This is a genomic window from Bradyrhizobium iriomotense, from assembly GCF_030160715.1.
Taxonomy (GTDB): domain Bacteria; phylum Pseudomonadota; class Alphaproteobacteria; order Rhizobiales; family Xanthobacteraceae; genus Bradyrhizobium; species Bradyrhizobium iriomotense.
This window is the reverse complement of sequence record NZ_BSOW01000020.1, coordinates 131,748-146,914: the sequence shown is the minus strand read 5'-3', so window position 1 is coordinate 146,914 and position 15,167 is coordinate 131,748. Positions and strand designations below refer to the sequence as shown.

Below are 15,167 nucleotides of genomic sequence, written 5' to 3'. Positions count from 1 at the left end.
TTGGTGATCAGTGCCGTAGCGCCGCCGCTCGATCTGCTGTGTGTGCTCGTGGTCTTATCGGCGCGCGCCATACGCGCCGAAGATTTCAGATTGTCTTGCGAAGAGGCCGGAACGCGTCGCGCACCTCGCGGCTGAAGATATCGGGTTGCTCCCACGCCGCGAAGTGACCGCCCGCCTCGGCCTGATGGAAGTAGATCAACTTAGGATAGGCCTTCTCGGCCCAGCTCCGCGGCGCCACGAAGCTCTCGCCAGGAAACGCCGTTACGGCGGCCGGGATCGGCACGCCTGCAGGCAAATAGAGGTTGGCCTTGTTTTCCCAGTAGAGCCGCGCCGAGGAAATCGCGGTGTTGGTCAGCCAGTAGAGTGTGATGTTGTCGAGCACGTCGTCGCGCGTCAGCGCGCCGGCGGAGTGCCCGTCGACGGCGCGTCCGAGCACCGCCGATTGCATCGCCGATGCCGGCTGGGCATAGCCGTCACCGTGGTCGAGCAGCCAGGCCGCAAGACCGGCCGGCGAATCCGTCAACGCTGCCAGCGTTTGGGGACGCGTGCCCATGATCTGCGCGTAAGCACGCCGCTTGGTGAACTGGACCTTGAGCTGATCGAAGGCGCGTTGCTCATCCGCAGAAAGATTGTCCGGGGCGGGACCACCCGATGCGACCGCCTTGAAGATCTCGGGCGGAACGACGCCAGGCAGGTTGACATGGATGCCGAGTAGTTCGGGCGCGCCCAGCTTTGCCATTTCGTTGGAAACCGGCGACCCCCAATCGCCGCCCTGCGCAACGAACTTCTTGTAGCCAAGCCGCTTCATCAGCACGATCCAGGCGCCCGCGATACGCTGCGGATTCCAGCCCGTCGTGGTCGGCTTGCCGGAGAACCCGTAGCCGGGCATCGACGGGATCACCAGATGGAAGGCGTCTTCCGCGCTGCCGCCGTATGCGGTCGGGTTGGTCAAGGGATCGATGATCTTCATCTGCTCGATGACCGAGCCGGGCCAGCCATGCGTCACGACCATCGGCAACGCGTTTTCATGTTTCGAACGGACGTGGATGAAATGGATGTCGAGCCCGTCGATTTCGGTCATGAACTGCGGCAGGGCGATGAGTCGAGCCTCGACCTTCCGCCAGTCGTAGTCGGTCTGCCAATAGCGGACGAGATCCTGCAGCATCGCGAGCGGCACGCCCTGTGAGTCGTCGGCAACCGTTTCTTTCTCAGGCCACCGGGTCGCCGCCAGGCGACGGCGTAGGTCGGCGAGATCGGCTTCGGGAACATCGATGTGGAACGGACGGATCTCGTCGTTCGTTGCGGCCGGCGCCGGGCGGATCGTAAACAGACTGGCGGCCCCCGCAGCAGCAAGTCCCGTGACAGCGCCGACCAGCAGCTTGCGCCTGCCGTGATCGATAGTTTCCTGGTTCGCTTGCACCGTGGCGATTGCAATTGGTTTCTTCGATTGCCTGGTCATTTGATGATCTCCTCGGCAAGAGATGCGGTCGGCAGAGCCGCGATCACCTCCGCGGTTGTCCGGATCGCGTGGGCGTAGGTGGGGCCGTTCAGTTCGTGAGCGGCGTGCATCATTTCGTGTGTGAAAGCGGTGGTGGCGTCGCGCACCAGCGTAACGTGATAACCGAGCTCCATGGCGTAGCGGGCCGTGGACTCGATGCAGGTATTGGCGAGCAGGCCGACCACGATCACGTGCGTGATGCGCTTCTGCTTCAGCAGCAGATCGAGATCAGTGTTGGCAAACCCGCTTTGTCCCCAGTGCTCATGGGCGACGAGGTCTCCCGGCTTCGGCGCAAAATCAGGATGCCATTCGCCGCCCCACTCGCCCCGCGCAAAACTGTGGCGCGTCATGATCGACCGCTGGGTGGGGTTGGGATGATCCCAGGTCTCATAGTCGCCCGGCTCCCAGCGACGGTGTGGGACGATCACGACCTGGATGCCCGCGGCGCGGATGGCGCCGTCCAGGCGGCGAAGGTTATCGAGTAGCCCGACCTCATCGGCAATAGGTTTGATGCGCGGATAGACCTTGCCGCCCTCGGACAGGAAATCGTTGTAGGGATCGACGAAAAGCAGAGCGGTCCTTCCGCGTGGATAGGTGGTCTCGGTCATTTTTGTCGCCTCCTTGGGGCCGCCGGGCGGCCTGTTCAATTTGCTTCAGTCAGGCAATTTTTGGCCGGTCTGCTCCCGGACGATGTATTCGGCGTACCAGTCGGGCCAATTCGCGTCGTGCCCGCCGGTCCGCTTCTCGTGTTCGCCATGCGCGGCGGCCGCGCGACGCAGCGCTGCGGCGAGATCGGCTGGCGAGGTGAATGTCGCCTGATCCGCGCTGACGCGACCCGGCAGCCGCTGCGTGACCTGCTGGAGCAGCCAGACATTCCCGTCCTGATCGTTGAATGTCGCCAGCGAGCCGTAGCTGGGACGGTCGGGATCCGGACCGGGGACGCGACCTTGCGGGCCACGGTGAAAAACTTCGCTGACATCCACGCCATTTGAAATGAGCTCGGCGCGCGCGGCCTCGATGTCGTTCACGACGAGGAAGTGGGGCAACGTTGGGCCGGTGCCGAGGTGGATCGAGGTCGGAGAGCCTGGCGGCGTGAATTGTACGGCCCGAGACCCGTCAGGTCTCACGAAGTCGGCATCGAGCCTCCAACCAAGCTTTTCGTAGAAGCGCTTGGCGCGATCGACGTCGGAGACAGGAATGACGGCGACCTCCAGCTTCATATCGACTGTGCCCGGCTTCGAGCTCCTGCTTTCGTTGGTCATGGTTCGCTCCATCGTTGACGAACCGGGCGCCCGAGGCAGCCCGTTGCATTCGAACTGACGCCGTCCCATATTTGCTATGAAAATCATAGTAACAAGCGCAATGAAGAAAACGTGATGAACAAGATCAAGGGCAACATTGCTGACCAAACGCTCTGCCCCGTTGCTCGAGCCGAGAGCGTCGTGGGCGACCGCTGGACAGTGCTGATCCTACGCGAGCTCTTCATGCGGATGCACCGCTTCGAGGAGATCCAGGCGCAAACAGGTGCAACACCGCAAATGATCGCGGCGCGACTGAAGAAGCTGGAAGCGGATGGAATAGTGAAGCGGCGCGTCTACAACAAGCGGCCCCTGCGCCATGAATATCAACTTACGGAGAAGGGCGAGGCCTTCTATCCCGTGATCCTGGCGCTACGCGCCTGGGGCGAGACCTGGTGCAAGTCGCCAAAGGAGGGCCGCGCAGTGACCTATACGCATCTGACCTGCGGCAAGCCTGCCGGCCTTGGTCCGGCCTGCGAGTCCTGCGGAAAGCCGCTCCATCGCGAGGACTTGGTCGCCGAGCAGGCTCCCAAATACCGAAGAGAGCGAGAGGCGCGATGGGACGCTTTCAAGGCGAACCGCTAGTTTAAATGTCCGGGCCTCGCTGGAATGCGGGCGCTGCATGATGTGCTGCTTTGAACCCGAGCCCGGACCGCGACGTCAAAGACCCGTGTTCTTCGGGAATGCTCCGCCGATACCCTGAGGATGAGCAAATGAAATTTTGGACGACCGCGGCCTGGGTGATCCTGATCGGCATCTCGGTCAGTGCGTGCGCATTTGAGCCTGACAACAAACCGGCGTACGGCCAGGCGAACGGCAAAAAGTCCGATCGATGATCGTTGAAAGGCTCGGCGGCTTCTTCCGCCGATCCCGGTCCTGCCTACCTGCGCGGCTCCATTCACAGTCTCCTGCTGAACCGCCCTTTTTGACACGTCGGAATGTCCGCTCTGGATCGGCAAGATCGCTTACCCGCCTCGGCCGATTAGAGTATACGAGCGCAGCCCAAGAGCGACGTCTTCAATGACCGCCCCAACAGACTACGACGAGATCGCTTCGCGTTACGCGGCCGGGATCGACGAACGGCCGTGGAATGCGCTTTACGAGCGCCCGGCAACGCTGACCCTCTTACCCGATGTGGCCGACAAGGATGTTCTTGACGCCGGCTGCGGGCCGGGCTGGTACGCGGAATGGTTGGCGAACAATGGAGCACGCGTTGTCGCCGTCGACTGTAGCCTCAGTATGGTCAGACTTGCCGATGAGCGATTGTGCGGGCGTGCGCGCGTGGTGCAAGGCGATGTCTGCAATTTGCGACATCTGCTGCCTGGCGACGCGTTTGATCTAATTCTTTCCTCGCTCGTACTTCATTACATTGCGGACCTGTCGGATACGTTCCGGGAATGGTCGCGCCTGCTCCGGCCCGGTGGAGTACTGGTGTTCTCAACCCATCACCCCATCCGCCAAGCAGGGCTCCTTGATCCGGGTTACCTGCACGCGGAGTTGATCGAAGAGGAATGGGGCTGGCTCGGTCAGAAGATGAGTTACTACCGAAGGCCACTGCGTGACTTGACCGAGCCATTGACAGCAGCGGGCTTTGTCATCGAGCGGATCAGCGAGCCAACGCCTAGCGAGGCGCTGAAAGAAAAGGACGCCAAGGGATATGAACGACTTTGCCGTCTCCCCGCCTTCATATTTATCCGCGCACGGAAGCTCGCGAAATAGCGATCTGGATAGAACCAGCCAAGCGTGAAGATGCGGCTCGAATGTCTGCTTCGCCAGAAAGCAGGCTCAGCGTCACACCACGGCGCGCCGCGCCCGCGACACGAGCTTCCGCTTACGTCGCCTGCTTCTTCTTCGCTTTCGGCTTGGCCGCCTTCGGCACGACCGCCGGCTCGGGGCCGCCCTCGATCGAGGACAGGCGGCCAGCGGTGAAGGTGTAGATGCCGGCGCGCGGACCGGTCGCCCAGGTGACCACGGCGACGCGCCTGCCGCCAGGATCATTGGAGAGATTGACGCTGCTCGGCGCGCCGATGCCGCGCACCACGTCGCATTCGGTGTGGCCGAGCGCAACCGTTCCGCCTGACGGTGCCGGCGAGGCGCTCGAGGCGTTGGCGTCAGCGGGCGCACCTGCCGGCGCCATGCCCGGACAGGCGCCGTCGGCACTGACCAGATCCTCCGCAGTCACGGGCTTGTCGGGGGTCAGCGGCGGGGATTCGATCGAGATGTTCTTGATGAAGAGCCGGGCCGGCTTGTTGAACCATTCGGCATCCCTCGAGATCATGTCGGATGCGCCGGAGCAGCCCGCGATCAGCGGCGCAACCGCGCACAACGCCAGGAGAAGCGTCGAAGGAAGCCTTTGATGTCGCACGATAAACTCGAACCCCGCGTTAAGGACCAGCCCTAAACGATTGTCCCAACATCACTTTGCGGCACGACCGTGGCTAGAGGCCAGCATTACCCCAAAAGCCGCAAATTATCATTAATTGGCAGGCGACCGCTAATTGCGCCGCTGCCACCGGCCACGCTCATCGGCCTGCCAATAGGTGACATCAAATCCGCGCGTCTTGCAATCCGTCCAGGCGCTGCGCGCCAGCGCGAGCGCATCCGGATCGTCGCCGTTGAACAGGAGCACCATGCGCTCATAACGCTCCGAATCCTGAGGCAGCGCGGCATTGTCGATCAGGAAGCGGACATTGGCACCGTTGGGGTTGCCCTCCTCGATCGCCAGCACGACCGGCTGCTCCGCGGCGTCGCCGACCCGCCATGTCGCGTGCGGCAGGAAGGAATCGTCGCGATAGGTCCATAAATGCGCGTCGAGCGCGTCGGCGCGCTCCTCCGAGGTCGACTGCACCACGACGCGCCAGCCGCGCTCGAGCGATTTCTCGAGCAGCGGCGGCAAGACGTTCTCCACCGTCATGTTTTGCAGATGGTAGAACAGAACCTCAGTCATTTCCGGTCATTTGCGCTCGTAATGGTCGGCGACCAGACGGTCCAGCAGGCGCACGCCATAGCCTGAGCCCCAGCTCTGGTTGATGTCGGTCTTCGGCGCGCCCATGGCGGTGCCGGCGATGTCGAGATGCGCCCAGGGCGTGCCGTCGACGAAGCGCTGCAGGAACTGCGCCGCGGTAATCGAGCCGCCATGGCGGCCGCCGGTGTTCTTCATGTCGGCAAACTGGGAATCAATCAGCTTGTCGTATTCGGGCCCGAGCGGCATGCGCCAAACTTTTTCGCCGCTCTCGATGCCGGCGGTCAGGAGACGTTCGGCGAGTTCGTCATTGTTGGAGAACATGCCGGCATGCTCGGTGCCGAGCGCGACCATGATCGCGCCGGTGAGCGTTGCGAGATCCACCATGAATTTCGGCTTCACCCTCTTCGCGACGTACCAGAGCACGTCGGCCAGCACGAGGCGGCCTTCGGCGTCGGTGTTGATGATCTCGATGGTCTGACCCGACATCGAGGTGACGATGTCGCCCGGACGCTGCGCGTTGCCGTCGGGCATGTTCTCGACGAGACCGATGGCGCCGACCGCGTTGACCTTCGCCTTGCGCGCCGCGAGCGCGTGCATCAGGCCGACGACGCAGGCCGCTCCCCCCATGTCGCCCTTCATGTCCTCCATGCTGCCGGCCGGCTTGATCGAGATGCCGCCGGTGTCGAAGCAGACGCCCTTGCCGACGAAGGCGACCGGCGCCTCGCCTTTCTTGGCCCCGTCCCAGCGCATGATCACGGTGCGGCTCGGCCGCGCCGAGCCCTGACCGACGCCGAGCAGCGCACCCATGCCGAGCTTGTGCATCGCCTTGACGTCGAGCACCTCGACCTTGACGCCGAGCTTGCGCAGCTGGCTCGCGCGCCGCGCGAACTCCTCCGGAAAGAGCACGTTCGGCGGCTCGTTGACGAGATCGCGCGCAATGATCACGCCGTCGACGACATGGCCCGCCGGCGCGAAGGCCTTTTTCGCGGCAGCCAAATCAGCGACGGCGAACGCGATATCGGCGCGCAAAGCACCGCCCTCCTCTCCGTCCTTCTTCTTTGTCTTGTAGCGATCGAATTTATAGGCGCGCAGCCGCAGGCCCGAGCCGATCGCGACCGTCTGCCCCGCAGTCATGGCGCCGTCAGGCAGTTCGGCCATGATGGTCATGGCGCTCACGCCGGGCTTCAGCTTGCCGGCCGCCACGCCACCGAACTTCAGGAAGTCGTTCAGCTTCAGCGCCGAAGGCTTGCCGGTGCCGATCACAATCAGGCGGCCGGCCTTCAGCCCCTCGGGAGCCAGGATGTCGAGCGCCGCGCCCGTCTTGCCCTTGAACTGGCTCATTGCGGCGGCCCGCTTCACCAGGTCCACCGCCGCCCCCAGTGCCTTGGCGGTCGCGGGGCCGAATCGCAAGCCGTCATCGCAGAACGCCACCAGCGTGTCGCGCGGGACTGCGGAAAACGGAACGAAGCCGACCTTGACGGCGTCGGACATGGATAACTCCTCCAAAAGACAAGACTTTTGCCGTTCCCCGGGGACCGCGGAGGATACCGGCTGAACGGCGATTCACTGATCCGGGCCGTACTATGGCCCGTCCGCACCTCGCATGCCAAGCGCCGCCGTGGCCGGCGCGCCACAACGAGGGAAATATTAACCGTGTATCGAGGGTGCCACGGGGCAGCCATTTTGTTGACGGATCAAAGGGATGGTAGTGAGACTGTGAACTGGTGAAAGACGTGGCAGAACGACCCTTGGGGACCCCTTTCGGGATGGGTCGGGACGTCCGGAGTTTGGGACCCAGAAGGGGCCTTGTGGGGATCGTGCGGTAGCGCATGGGGTCAATCGACAGGTATATTTTCCGCACGACGCTGGCGTCGTTTGCGGTCGTCCTGGTCAGCCTCACCGGCGTGATCTGGATTACGCAGGCGTTGCGCGGCATCGACCTGATGACGAGTCAGGGGCAGACCATCCTGACCTTCCTCGGCATCACCAGCCTCGTGATTCCGGCGCTCGTGCTGATCATCTCGCCGATCGCGCTGATGATCGCGATCTCGCATACGCTGAACAAGCTCGCGACCGATTCCGAGATCATCGTGATGAATGCCGCCGGCTTCTCGCCGTTCCGGCTGTTCTATCCGTTCTTCTACGCCACCTGCGTGGTGGCGCTGCTGGTCGCCTTCATCGCCGCCTATCTTGCCCCCGACGGGATGCGGCGGATCAAGCAATGGGACGCGGAGATCACCGCCGACGTCCTCACCAACATCCTCCAGCCCGGCCGCTTCGCCCAGCTCGACCAGAACCTCACGATCCGGATTCGCGAGCGCCAGCCCGGCGGCATCATGGCAGGCATTTTCATCGACGACCGCCGCGATCCGAAGGAACGCAACTCGATCGTCGCCGAGCGCGGCACGGTGGTGAAGAGCGGCGGCGAGACCATTTTGGTGCTGGAGGACGGCAATCTGCAACGCTTCGAGGCCGGCAAGCGCGATCCCGCGCTCGTAACCTTCGCCCGCCACGGCTTCGACATGTCGAAATTCTCCAACCAGGGCCGCGACGTCACGCTCGGCATTCGCGAACGCTATCTCTGGGAGCTGTTCTCGCCGTCCGAGGACGACCCGGTCTACAAGCAGATTCCCGGGCAGTTCCGCTCGGCCTTGCATGACAGCCTGTTGGCGCCGATCTATCCGTTCGCCTTCGCCGCACTGACATTCGCCTTCCTCGGTGCGCCGCGCACCACTCGCCAGAGCCGCAATTTCTCGATCGGCACCTCGATCCTCGCAGTGTTCGGCCTGCGCATGGCCGGCTTCGCCTGCTCGGTGATGGCGGTGAAGTCGCCGGGCCCGGTGCTGGTCCAATATGCGATGGTCATGGGCGCGATCGGCGTCGGGCTGTGGATGATCATCAGCGGCATCGTGGTCGAGCCGCCCCCCCGCCTCACGGAAGCCATCAACAGATCGAACGAGCGCATTGCGCGGCTGTTCCGACGTCCGGTGGCCGCATGAGCATGCTCACCAACACGCTCGGGCGCTATTTCGCGGGCCGCTTCGTCGTCGCGGCGCTGGGCGTATTCGCGAGCATTTTCCTGCTGCTGGTGCTGGTCGACTATATCGAGATGGTGCGCAAGACCTCCGGCCTTGCGTCCGCCTCCGCGATCATGGTGGCCGAGACCTCGCTGTTTCGCGTGCCGCAACTTCTGGAGAAGCTGACGCCGTTCTGCATGCTGATCGGCGCGATGACCTGCTATCTCGCCCTCTCCCGCCGGCTCGAGCTCGTGGTGGCGCGCGCCGCCGGCATTTCCGCCTGGCAATTCATCTCGCCCGCGCTCGGCAGCGCGCTGCTGATCGGGGTGGTCGCGACGGTTGCCTACAATCCGATGTCGGCGAATCTGCGCGAGCTCTCCAAGCGCATGGAGGCGGAGCTGTTCGGCTCGGCGCCCGGCGGCGGCATCCAGGACGCCTCCGGCTTCTGGCTCAACCAGGTCACCAGCGAAGGCCAGGTCATCATCAACGCCGCGCGCAGCGAGCAGCAGGGCATCCGGCTGACCGGCCTGACGCTGTTCCGATTTGATACGCAGTATCACTTCAAGGAGCGCATCGAGGCGCGCGAGGCAACGCTCGAGGACGGCCGCTGGGTGTTCAGGACCGTGCGGCGCTTCTCCCTGGATGCGCCGCCCGTCGATCAGGACCGGCTGGAGATTCCCACGACGTTGACCGAAGCGCAGGTTCGCAACAGCTTTTCCACACCCGAGACTGTGTCCTTTTGGCAACTACCGAGCTACATCCGTTCGTCGGAAAGCTCGGGCTTCGCGACAGCCGGATATCGACTCCAGTACCATAAGCTTCTGGCGCAGCCGTTTCTGCTTGCAGCGATGGTGATGCTGGCAGCTTCCGTATCGTTGCGCTTCTTCCGGATGGGCGGCGTGCAGAAGATGGTTTTGAGTGGCGTGGGCGCAGGCTTTCTGCTCTACGTGCTGTCCAAAGTTACTGAGGATTTGAGCAAGGCTGAGTTGATGCATCCGATCGCTGCGGCGTGGCTGCCCGTTGTGGTGGGCGGCCTCACCGGCTTTTTGGCCTTGCTCTATCAGGAGGACGGATAGTGACTGCCGTCCGCCGAGGGCATGTGTCTCGACTAGCGCTGCGCACCGTGGTGCGCGCGAACGGACGCGGCTTGCCTGCCCGTAGCCTCCTGCTCGCCTTCGTTGCCGCGCTGGCGCTGGGTGGATTGCTCGATCTTGCCGCGACTGCGCCTGCGGCCGCGCAGAGCTTCACCTACAATCCGCTGCCGCCGCGTCCGAAGCCGCCGAAGGCCGCCAACGACAACCAGATGCTCGTGCAGGCGACCGAGGTCGACTACGACTACAACAATTCGCGCGTCTCGGCGGTCGGCAACGTCCAGCTGTTCTACAACGGCACCAGCGTCGAGGCAGACAAGGTCATCTACGACCAGAAGACCAAGCGGCTCCATGCCGAAGGCAACATCCGCATGACGGATGCCGACGGCAAGATCACCTATGCCGAGATCATGGATCTGTCGGACGACTACCGCGACGGCTTCGTCGATTCGCTGCGCGTGGACACCGCCGACCAGACCCGCATGGCCGCGAGCCGCGCCGACCGCTCCAGCGGCAACTACACGGTGTTCGAGAACGGCGTCTACACGGCCTGCGCGCCGTGTAAGGACGATCCGAAGAAGCCTCCGCTGTGGCAGGTCAAGGGTGCCCGCATCATCCACGACCAGCAGGAGAAGATGCTGTACTTCGAGACGGCGCAGCTCGAATTCTTCGGCGTGCCGCTCGCCTACATGCCGTACTTCTCGACGCCCGACCCAACGGTGAAGCGCAAGACCGGCTTCCTGATGCCGGGCTTCACGTCCTACACGGCGTTCGGTTACGGCGTCGAGGTCCCGTTCTACTGGGCGATCGCGCCCGATATGGACGCGACCTTCAACCCGCGCATCACGTCCAAGCAGGGCGTGCTGATGCAGGCCGAATTCCGCCAGCGCCTGATGGACGGCGCCTATCAGGTCCGCGTCTACGGCATCGACCAGCTCGATCGCGGCCAGTTCACCGGCCTGCCCGGCGACCGCCAGTTCCGCGGCGGCGTCGAGACCAAGGGCCAGTTCGCGCTGAACGACAAATGGGTCTGGGGCTGGGACGGCGTCCTGCTCTCCGACTACTACTTCATGTCGGACTACCGGCTGTCGCAGTACCGCGATCCGTTCTCATCGTTCCTGAGCCTGCCGACGGAAGCGATCTCCCAGCTCTACCTGACGGGCGTCGGCAATCGCAGCTTCTTCGACGCGCGCACGATGTATTTCCTGAGCTTCTCGGGCAATCAGGGCCAGGTGCCGGTCGTCTACCCGGTGATCGACTACTCGAACGTGCTCAACTACCCGGTGTTCGGCGGCGAGTTCTCCTACAAGACCAATTTCGTCAACCTGACGCGTAACGACGCCGTGTTCGACCCGATCACGACGCTCGCCAACACCAGCGGCCTCTGCACCACCACCTCGGCCGATCCCGCCGCGCGCACGCCCTCGCAATGTCTGTTGCGCGGCTTCCCCGGCACCTACACTCGTTTGACGGCGGAAGCGCAGTGGCGGAAGTCCTTCACCGATCCCCTCGGTGAAATCTGGACGCCTTTCGCCATTCTTCGCGCCGACGCGATCAACTCCTCGGTCTCGAACCAGCCGGGCGTGTCGAACTTCCTGCCGGTCGGCGACACCCAGGCGCTGCGCCTGATGCCGACGGTCGGCCTCGAGTACCGCTATCCCTTCATCAACGTGCAGCCATGGGGCTCGACGATCGTCGAGCCGATCGCGCAGGTCATCATCCGGCCGAACGAGACCTATGCCGGCAAGCTTCCCAACGAGGACGCTCAGAGCATGGTGTTCGACGCGAGCAATTTGTTCAGCGTCGACAAGTTCTCGGGCTACGATCGCGTCGAAGGCGGTGGCCGCGCCAATGTCGGCGTGCAGGCCACCACGCAGTTCGACAGGGGCGGCGCCGTCAAGGTGCTGTTCGGGCAGTCCTACCAGCTGTTCGGCATGAACTCCTTCGCGGTCCAGGATTCCACCAATACCGGTCTGGATTCGGGTCTCGACAAGCCGCGATCCGACTATGTCGCGAGCGTCGGTTATTCGCCGAACCGGACCTACACGTTCAGCGTCCGCGGACGGTTCGACGAGCAGACCTGGAACGTCCAGCGCTTCGAGGCTGAAGGCCGCGCCAATTTCGACCGCTGGTCGGTCAGCATGATCTACGGCAATTATGCGCCGCAGCCGGAACTCGGCTACCTGACCCGCCGCGAAGGCATCCTCACCAGTGCCTCGATGAAGGTCGCGGCCAACTGGGTGGTCCAGGGCTCGGCGCGCTGGGACCTCGAGGCCAACAAGATCAATCAATACGTGGTCGGCGCCGGCTATGTCGACGATTGCTTCGTGCTGGCGGCGAACTATGTAACGTCCTATAGCTACTCGGCGGGCAGCACACCGCCGACGCTGAGTCACGCGTTCATGTTCCAGATCGGCCTGCGAACGCTGGCTAACTCCTCGGGAACCAGCGCATCCAGCTATCAGCCGTAACCCGATCGCAAGCCCGCCCGGCTGACATCGAGCGACAACCATGACGACCACATTGCGAGTCCATCGCCTTCTCCTCATCGCGCTCGGCACGGCGCTGCTCCTGACCGGTGGCGCAGCCCCGTCGCGGGCGCAGACCGTCGTCGTCATGGTCAATGGCGAGCCGATCACCGATTTCGACATCGAGCAGCGCAGCAAGCTGGACGCGCTATCGGGCTTGAAGAGCCAGTCCCGGCAAGACGTCATCAACGAGCTGATCGACGAGAAGGTGAAGATCAAGGAAGGCAAGAAATACGGAGTCGAGCCGGGCGTCTCCGACATCGACCAGTCCTACTCCGGCATGGCGCAGCGCATGCGCATCACGACGGACCAGCTCACGAAATCCCTCGAGGTCAAGGGCATACGGCCGGAGACGTTGAAGAACCGCATGCGCGCCGAAATGGTCTGGACCAGCCTCGTTCGCGGCCGCTTCAAGGAGCAGCTGCAGGTCGGCGAGCGCGATGTCGCGGCCGCCGTGCAGGCCCAGAACGGCGAGAAGCTGCAGATCGAAGGGTTTGAATATAAGATGCAGCCGATCGTCCTGATCGTGCCGCACGGCTCGTCACAGGCTGCGACCGAGGCGCGGAAGAAGGAGGCCGAATTGTACCGCAGCCGCATCACGAGCTGCGACGAAGCCAATTCGCTGTTCCGCTCGACGCCCAACGCGGCGATCCGCGAGAGCGTCACCAAGACCACAGCGGACCTCCCCGAGGCACTTCGCAAGGTGCTCGACGACACGCAGGTCGGCCATCTCACCCCGCCGGAGATCACCAAGCAGGGCATCGAAATGGTCGTGCTGTGCGCGCGCAATTCGACCATGATCGACACGCCGAAGCGGCGCGAGGTCCGTGAGAAGATGTACGGCGAGAAGTACGAGAAGACCTCGAAGCGGTATCTGGCAGAAATCCGCAAAGCGGCGATGATCGAATACCGTTGATGGCAAGGCCCCTCGCGCTGACACTGGGCGAGCCCGCCGGCATCGGCCCCGACATCACGATCGCGGCCTGGCTGCGCCGCAACGAGCTCGAGCTGCCCGCCTTCTACCTGCTCGGCGATGACGCGCTGATCGCGCGCCGCGCCAAGGCGCTCGGCGCCGATATCAGGATCGCGCGCGTGCGTGCCGAGGAAGCAGGCGCCGCCTTCTCCGATGCTCTGCCCGTGGTTGCGACCGGAGAGATCGCAACGGCCGAGCCTAGCCGGCCCGACGCGACCAGCGCGCCCGCAGCGCTCGCCTCCATTCGCCAGGCCGTCGCCGACGTCCGCGAAGGCCGCGCCGACGCCGTCGTCACCAACCCGATCGCCAAGAGCGTGCTCTACCGCGCGGGCTTCCGCCATCCCGGCCACACCGAATTTCTCGCCGAGCTCGCTGGCCACGATGGACGCGTGCCGCAACCGGTGATGATGCTGTGGTCGCCGCGCCTTGCGGTAGTGCCGGTGACCATTCACCTTTCGCTGCGCGACGCGCTGGCGCAGTTGTCGCGCGAGCTGATCGTCTCGACGGTTCGCATCGTCGCAGCCGAGCTGAAATCCCGTTTCGGCATCAGCCGGCCGCGCATTGCGATCTCCGGCCTCAACCCGCATGCCGGCGAGGATGGCTCGCTCGGCCACGAAGAGCAGACCATCGTCACGCCGGCGATCAAGATCTTGCGCAACAACGGCATCGAGGCGAGAGGCCCCCTGCCCGCCGACACCATGTTTCACGACGCCGCGCGGAAAACCTATGACTGCGCGGTCTGCATGTATCACGACCAGGCGCTGATCCCGATCAAGACGCTGGCCTTCGACGACGCGGTCAACGTCACGCTCGGCCTGCCCTTCATCCGGACATCGCCCGATCACGGCACGGCGTTCGACATCGCAGGCACGGGCAAGGCCAATCCCGCAAGTCTGATCGCGGCGCTCCAGCTTGCAAGCCGCATGGCCGCGCAACCAACATGAGCGCGATCGACGACCTCCCGCCGCTTCGCGAGGTGATTCGCCAACATTCGCTATCGGCCCGCAAGTCGCTGGGCCAGAACTTCCTCCTCGACCTCAACCTGACGGCGCGCATCGCGCGTGCCGCCGCGCCGCTCGAGAATTCGACGATCGTCGAGATCGGTCCGGGCCCGGGCGGATTGACGCGCGCCCTGCTCGCGCTTGGTGCTGCGCGCGTCATCGCGATCGAGCATGACGAACGCGCGATCCCCGCCTTGCAGGATATTTCCGCGCGCTATCCGGGGCGGCTCGAGATCGTGCATGGCGATGCCATGACCTTCGATCCACGGCCGATGCTCGCAGGCCGAAAGGCAAAGATCGTCGCCAACCTTCCCTACAACATCGCGACCCAGCTCCTGATCGGATGGCTCACGGCTGAGCCGTGGCCGCCCTGGTACGAGATGATGGTGCTGATGTTCCAGCGCGAGGTTGCCGAGCGGATCGTGGCGCGCGAGAACGAGGAGGCCTATGGCCGGCTCGGCGTGCTCGCCAACTGGCGCGCGGAAACCAAGATCCTGTTCGACATCTCGCCATCGGCCTTCGTGCCGCCGCCAAAGGTCACCTCCTCCGTCGTGCGTCTCGTGCCGCGCGCGGCGCCTCTGCCCTGCGACCGCCGGCTGCTCGAACAGGTCGCGGCCGCCGCCTTCGGCCAGCGCCGCAAGATGCTGCGCCAGAGCCTGAAATCGCTTCAGGCCGATCCGGCGCGACTGGCGGCTGCCGCCGGCGTCGATGCGACGCGGCGCGCCGAGACCATTCCGGTCGCCGGCTTTGTTGCCATGGCGCGTGAATTGGCCGATATACGCAGCCAAGCCTGAAG

The 15,167-nt window shown here is 64.1% G+C and carries 15 protein-coding genes; 9 read left to right on the top strand and 6 right to left on the bottom strand.

Going from position 1 to position 15,167, the window contains the following annotated elements; genetic code table 11:
* Positions 1-85: 85 nt before the first annotated feature.
* Genes QQL28_RS27190 through QQL28_RS27180 form a run of 3 tightly spaced genes read right to left on the bottom strand, consistent with a single transcriptional unit; the run spans position 86 to position 2,760 of the window.
* Positions 86-1,459, bottom strand: coding sequence for an epoxide hydrolase family protein (locus QQL28_RS27190; protein WP_284270395.1), 1,374 nt, complete (start codon positions 1,457-1,459; stop codon positions 86-88).
* The gene (locus QQL28_RS27185) at positions 1,456-2,106 is read right to left on the bottom strand and encodes a cysteine hydrolase family protein (protein ID WP_284270394.1); all 651 of its coding nucleotides are present in this window, start codon (positions 2,104-2,106) and stop codon (positions 1,456-1,458) included. The genes QQL28_RS27190 and QQL28_RS27185 overlap by 4 nt, the downstream gene beginning before the upstream one ends.
* 45 nt (positions 2,107-2,151) lie before the next feature.
* Entirely contained in the window at positions 2,152-2,760 is a 609-nt protein-coding gene (locus QQL28_RS27180; protein WP_284270393.1) for a VOC family protein, read from the bottom strand.
* Positions 2,761-2,874: 114 nt separating this feature from the next.
* On the opposite strand from QQL28_RS27180, the gene QQL28_RS27175 reads away from it, so the two are divergent.
* The 3 genes from QQL28_RS27175 (at position 2,875) to QQL28_RS27165 (ending at position 4,515) form a co-directional block, all read left to right on the top strand.
* Entirely contained in the window at positions 2,875-3,381 is a 507-nt protein-coding gene (locus QQL28_RS27175; RefSeq protein ID WP_284270392.1) for a winged helix-turn-helix transcriptional regulator, read from the top strand.
* Positions 3,382-3,509: 128 nt separating this feature from the next.
* On the top strand, positions 3,510-3,632 hold the full coding sequence (locus tag QQL28_RS27170) for a hypothetical protein (RefSeq protein ID WP_284270391.1): 123 nt from the start codon (positions 3,510-3,512) through the stop codon (positions 3,630-3,632).
* A 184-nt stretch (positions 3,633-3,816) separates the two neighbouring features.
* Entirely contained in the window at positions 3,817-4,515 is a 699-nt protein-coding gene (locus tag QQL28_RS27165; protein ID WP_284270389.1) for a class I SAM-dependent methyltransferase, read from the top strand.
* 112 nt (positions 4,516-4,627) lie between these two features.
* On the opposite strand, the gene QQL28_RS27160 is transcribed toward QQL28_RS27165, so the two are convergent.
* From QQL28_RS27160 to QQL28_RS27150, 3 genes are all read right to left on the bottom strand, one after another.
* Positions 4,628-5,122, bottom strand: a complete 495-nt coding sequence (locus tag QQL28_RS27160; RefSeq protein ID WP_284270442.1) for a hypothetical protein — start codon at positions 5,120-5,122, stop codon at positions 4,628-4,630.
* A gap of 168 nt (positions 5,123-5,290) precedes the next feature.
* A complete protein-coding gene (locus tag QQL28_RS27155) occupies positions 5,291-5,743 on the bottom strand; it encodes a DNA polymerase III subunit chi (protein ID WP_284270387.1) in 453 nt (150 codons plus the stop codon).
* 6 nt (positions 5,744-5,749) lie between these two features.
* A complete protein-coding gene (locus tag QQL28_RS27150; RefSeq protein ID WP_284270386.1) occupies positions 5,750-7,252 on the bottom strand; it encodes a leucyl aminopeptidase in 1,503 nt (500 codons plus the stop codon).
* 338 nt (positions 7,253-7,590) lie between these two features.
* Here QQL28_RS27150 and lptF point away from each other — a divergent pair, with 338 nt between their 5' ends.
* The 6 genes from lptF to rsmA are packed head-to-tail and all read left to right on the top strand — an operon-like array spanning position 7,591 to position 15,165.
* A complete protein-coding gene (gene lptF, locus QQL28_RS27145) occupies positions 7,591-8,760 on the top strand; it encodes an LPS export ABC transporter permease LptF (protein WP_284270385.1) in 1,170 nt (389 codons plus the stop codon).
* Positions 8,757-9,854 (top strand): LPS export ABC transporter permease LptG, encoded by a 1,098-nt coding sequence (gene lptG / locus QQL28_RS27140; RefSeq protein WP_284270384.1) that lies wholly within the window; start codon positions 8,757-8,759, stop codon positions 9,852-9,854. The genes lptF and lptG overlap by 4 nt, the downstream gene beginning before the upstream one ends.
* Complete coding sequence (locus QQL28_RS27135; RefSeq protein ID WP_284270383.1) at positions 9,854-12,340, top strand: LPS-assembly protein LptD; 2,487 nt, start codon at positions 9,854-9,856, stop codon at positions 12,338-12,340. The genes lptG and QQL28_RS27135 overlap by 1 nt, the downstream gene beginning before the upstream one ends.
* A 40-nt stretch (positions 12,341-12,380) precedes the next feature.
* Positions 12,381-13,313, top strand: a complete 933-nt coding sequence (locus QQL28_RS27130) for a peptidylprolyl isomerase family protein (protein ID WP_284270380.1) — start codon at positions 12,381-12,383, stop codon at positions 13,311-13,313.
* Positions 13,313-14,314 carry a 4-hydroxythreonine-4-phosphate dehydrogenase PdxA gene (pdxA, locus tag QQL28_RS27125; RefSeq protein ID WP_284270378.1) on the top strand — a complete coding sequence of 334 codons (1,002 nt, stop codon included), beginning with the start codon at positions 13,313-13,315 and terminating at the stop codon, positions 14,312-14,314. Before QQL28_RS27130 ends, pdxA begins: the two co-directional genes overlap by 1 nt.
* Positions 14,311-15,165 carry a 16S rRNA (adenine(1518)-N(6)/adenine(1519)-N(6))-dimethyltransferase RsmA gene (rsmA, locus tag QQL28_RS27120; protein ID WP_284270375.1) on the top strand — a complete coding sequence of 285 codons (855 nt, stop codon included), beginning with the start codon at positions 14,311-14,313 and terminating at the stop codon, positions 15,163-15,165. The genes pdxA and rsmA overlap by 4 nt, the downstream gene beginning before the upstream one ends.
* Positions 15,166-15,167 lie beyond the last annotated feature (2 nt).

Bases quoted from the DNA above. Each gene is read 5' to 3' on its own strand.
- QQL28_RS27165 (WP_284270389.1), top strand. From the start codon at position 3,817: ATGACCGCCCCAACAGACTACGACGAGATCGCTTCGCGTTACGCGGCC.
- pdxA (WP_284270378.1), top strand. From the start codon at position 13,313: ATGGCAAGGCCCCTCGCGCTGACACTGGGCGAGCCCGCCGGCATCGGC.
- rsmA (WP_284270375.1), top strand. From the start codon at position 14,311: ATGAGCGCGATCGACGACCTCCCGCCGCTTCGCGAGGTGATTCGCCAA.
- QQL28_RS27150 (WP_284270386.1), bottom strand. From the start codon at position 7,252: ATGTCCGACGCCGTCAAGGTCGGCTTCGTTCCGTTTTCCGCAGTCCCG.
- lptF (WP_284270385.1), top strand. From the start codon at position 7,591: ATGGGGTCAATCGACAGGTATATTTTCCGCACGACGCTGGCGTCGTTT.
- QQL28_RS27130 (WP_284270380.1), top strand. From the start codon at position 12,381: ATGACGACCACATTGCGAGTCCATCGCCTTCTCCTCATCGCGCTCGGC.
- lptG (WP_284270384.1), top strand. From the start codon at position 8,757: ATGAGCATGCTCACCAACACGCTCGGGCGCTATTTCGCGGGCCGCTTC.
- QQL28_RS27185 (WP_284270394.1), bottom strand. From the start codon at position 2,106: ATGACCGAGACCACCTATCCACGCGGAAGGACCGCTCTGCTTTTCGTC.
- QQL28_RS27170 (WP_284270391.1), top strand. From the start codon at position 3,510: ATGAAATTTTGGACGACCGCGGCCTGGGTGATCCTGATCGGCATCTCG.
- QQL28_RS27175 (WP_284270392.1), top strand. From the start codon at position 2,875: ATGAACAAGATCAAGGGCAACATTGCTGACCAAACGCTCTGCCCCGTT.
- QQL28_RS27155 (WP_284270387.1), bottom strand. From the start codon at position 5,743: ATGACTGAGGTTCTGTTCTACCATCTGCAAAACATGACGGTGGAGAAC.
- QQL28_RS27180 (WP_284270393.1), bottom strand. From the start codon at position 2,760: ATGACCAACGAAAGCAGGAGCTCGAAGCCGGGCACAGTCGATATGAAG.
- QQL28_RS27190 (WP_284270395.1), bottom strand. From the start codon at position 1,459: ATGACCAGGCAATCGAAGAAACCAATTGCAATCGCCACGGTGCAAGCG.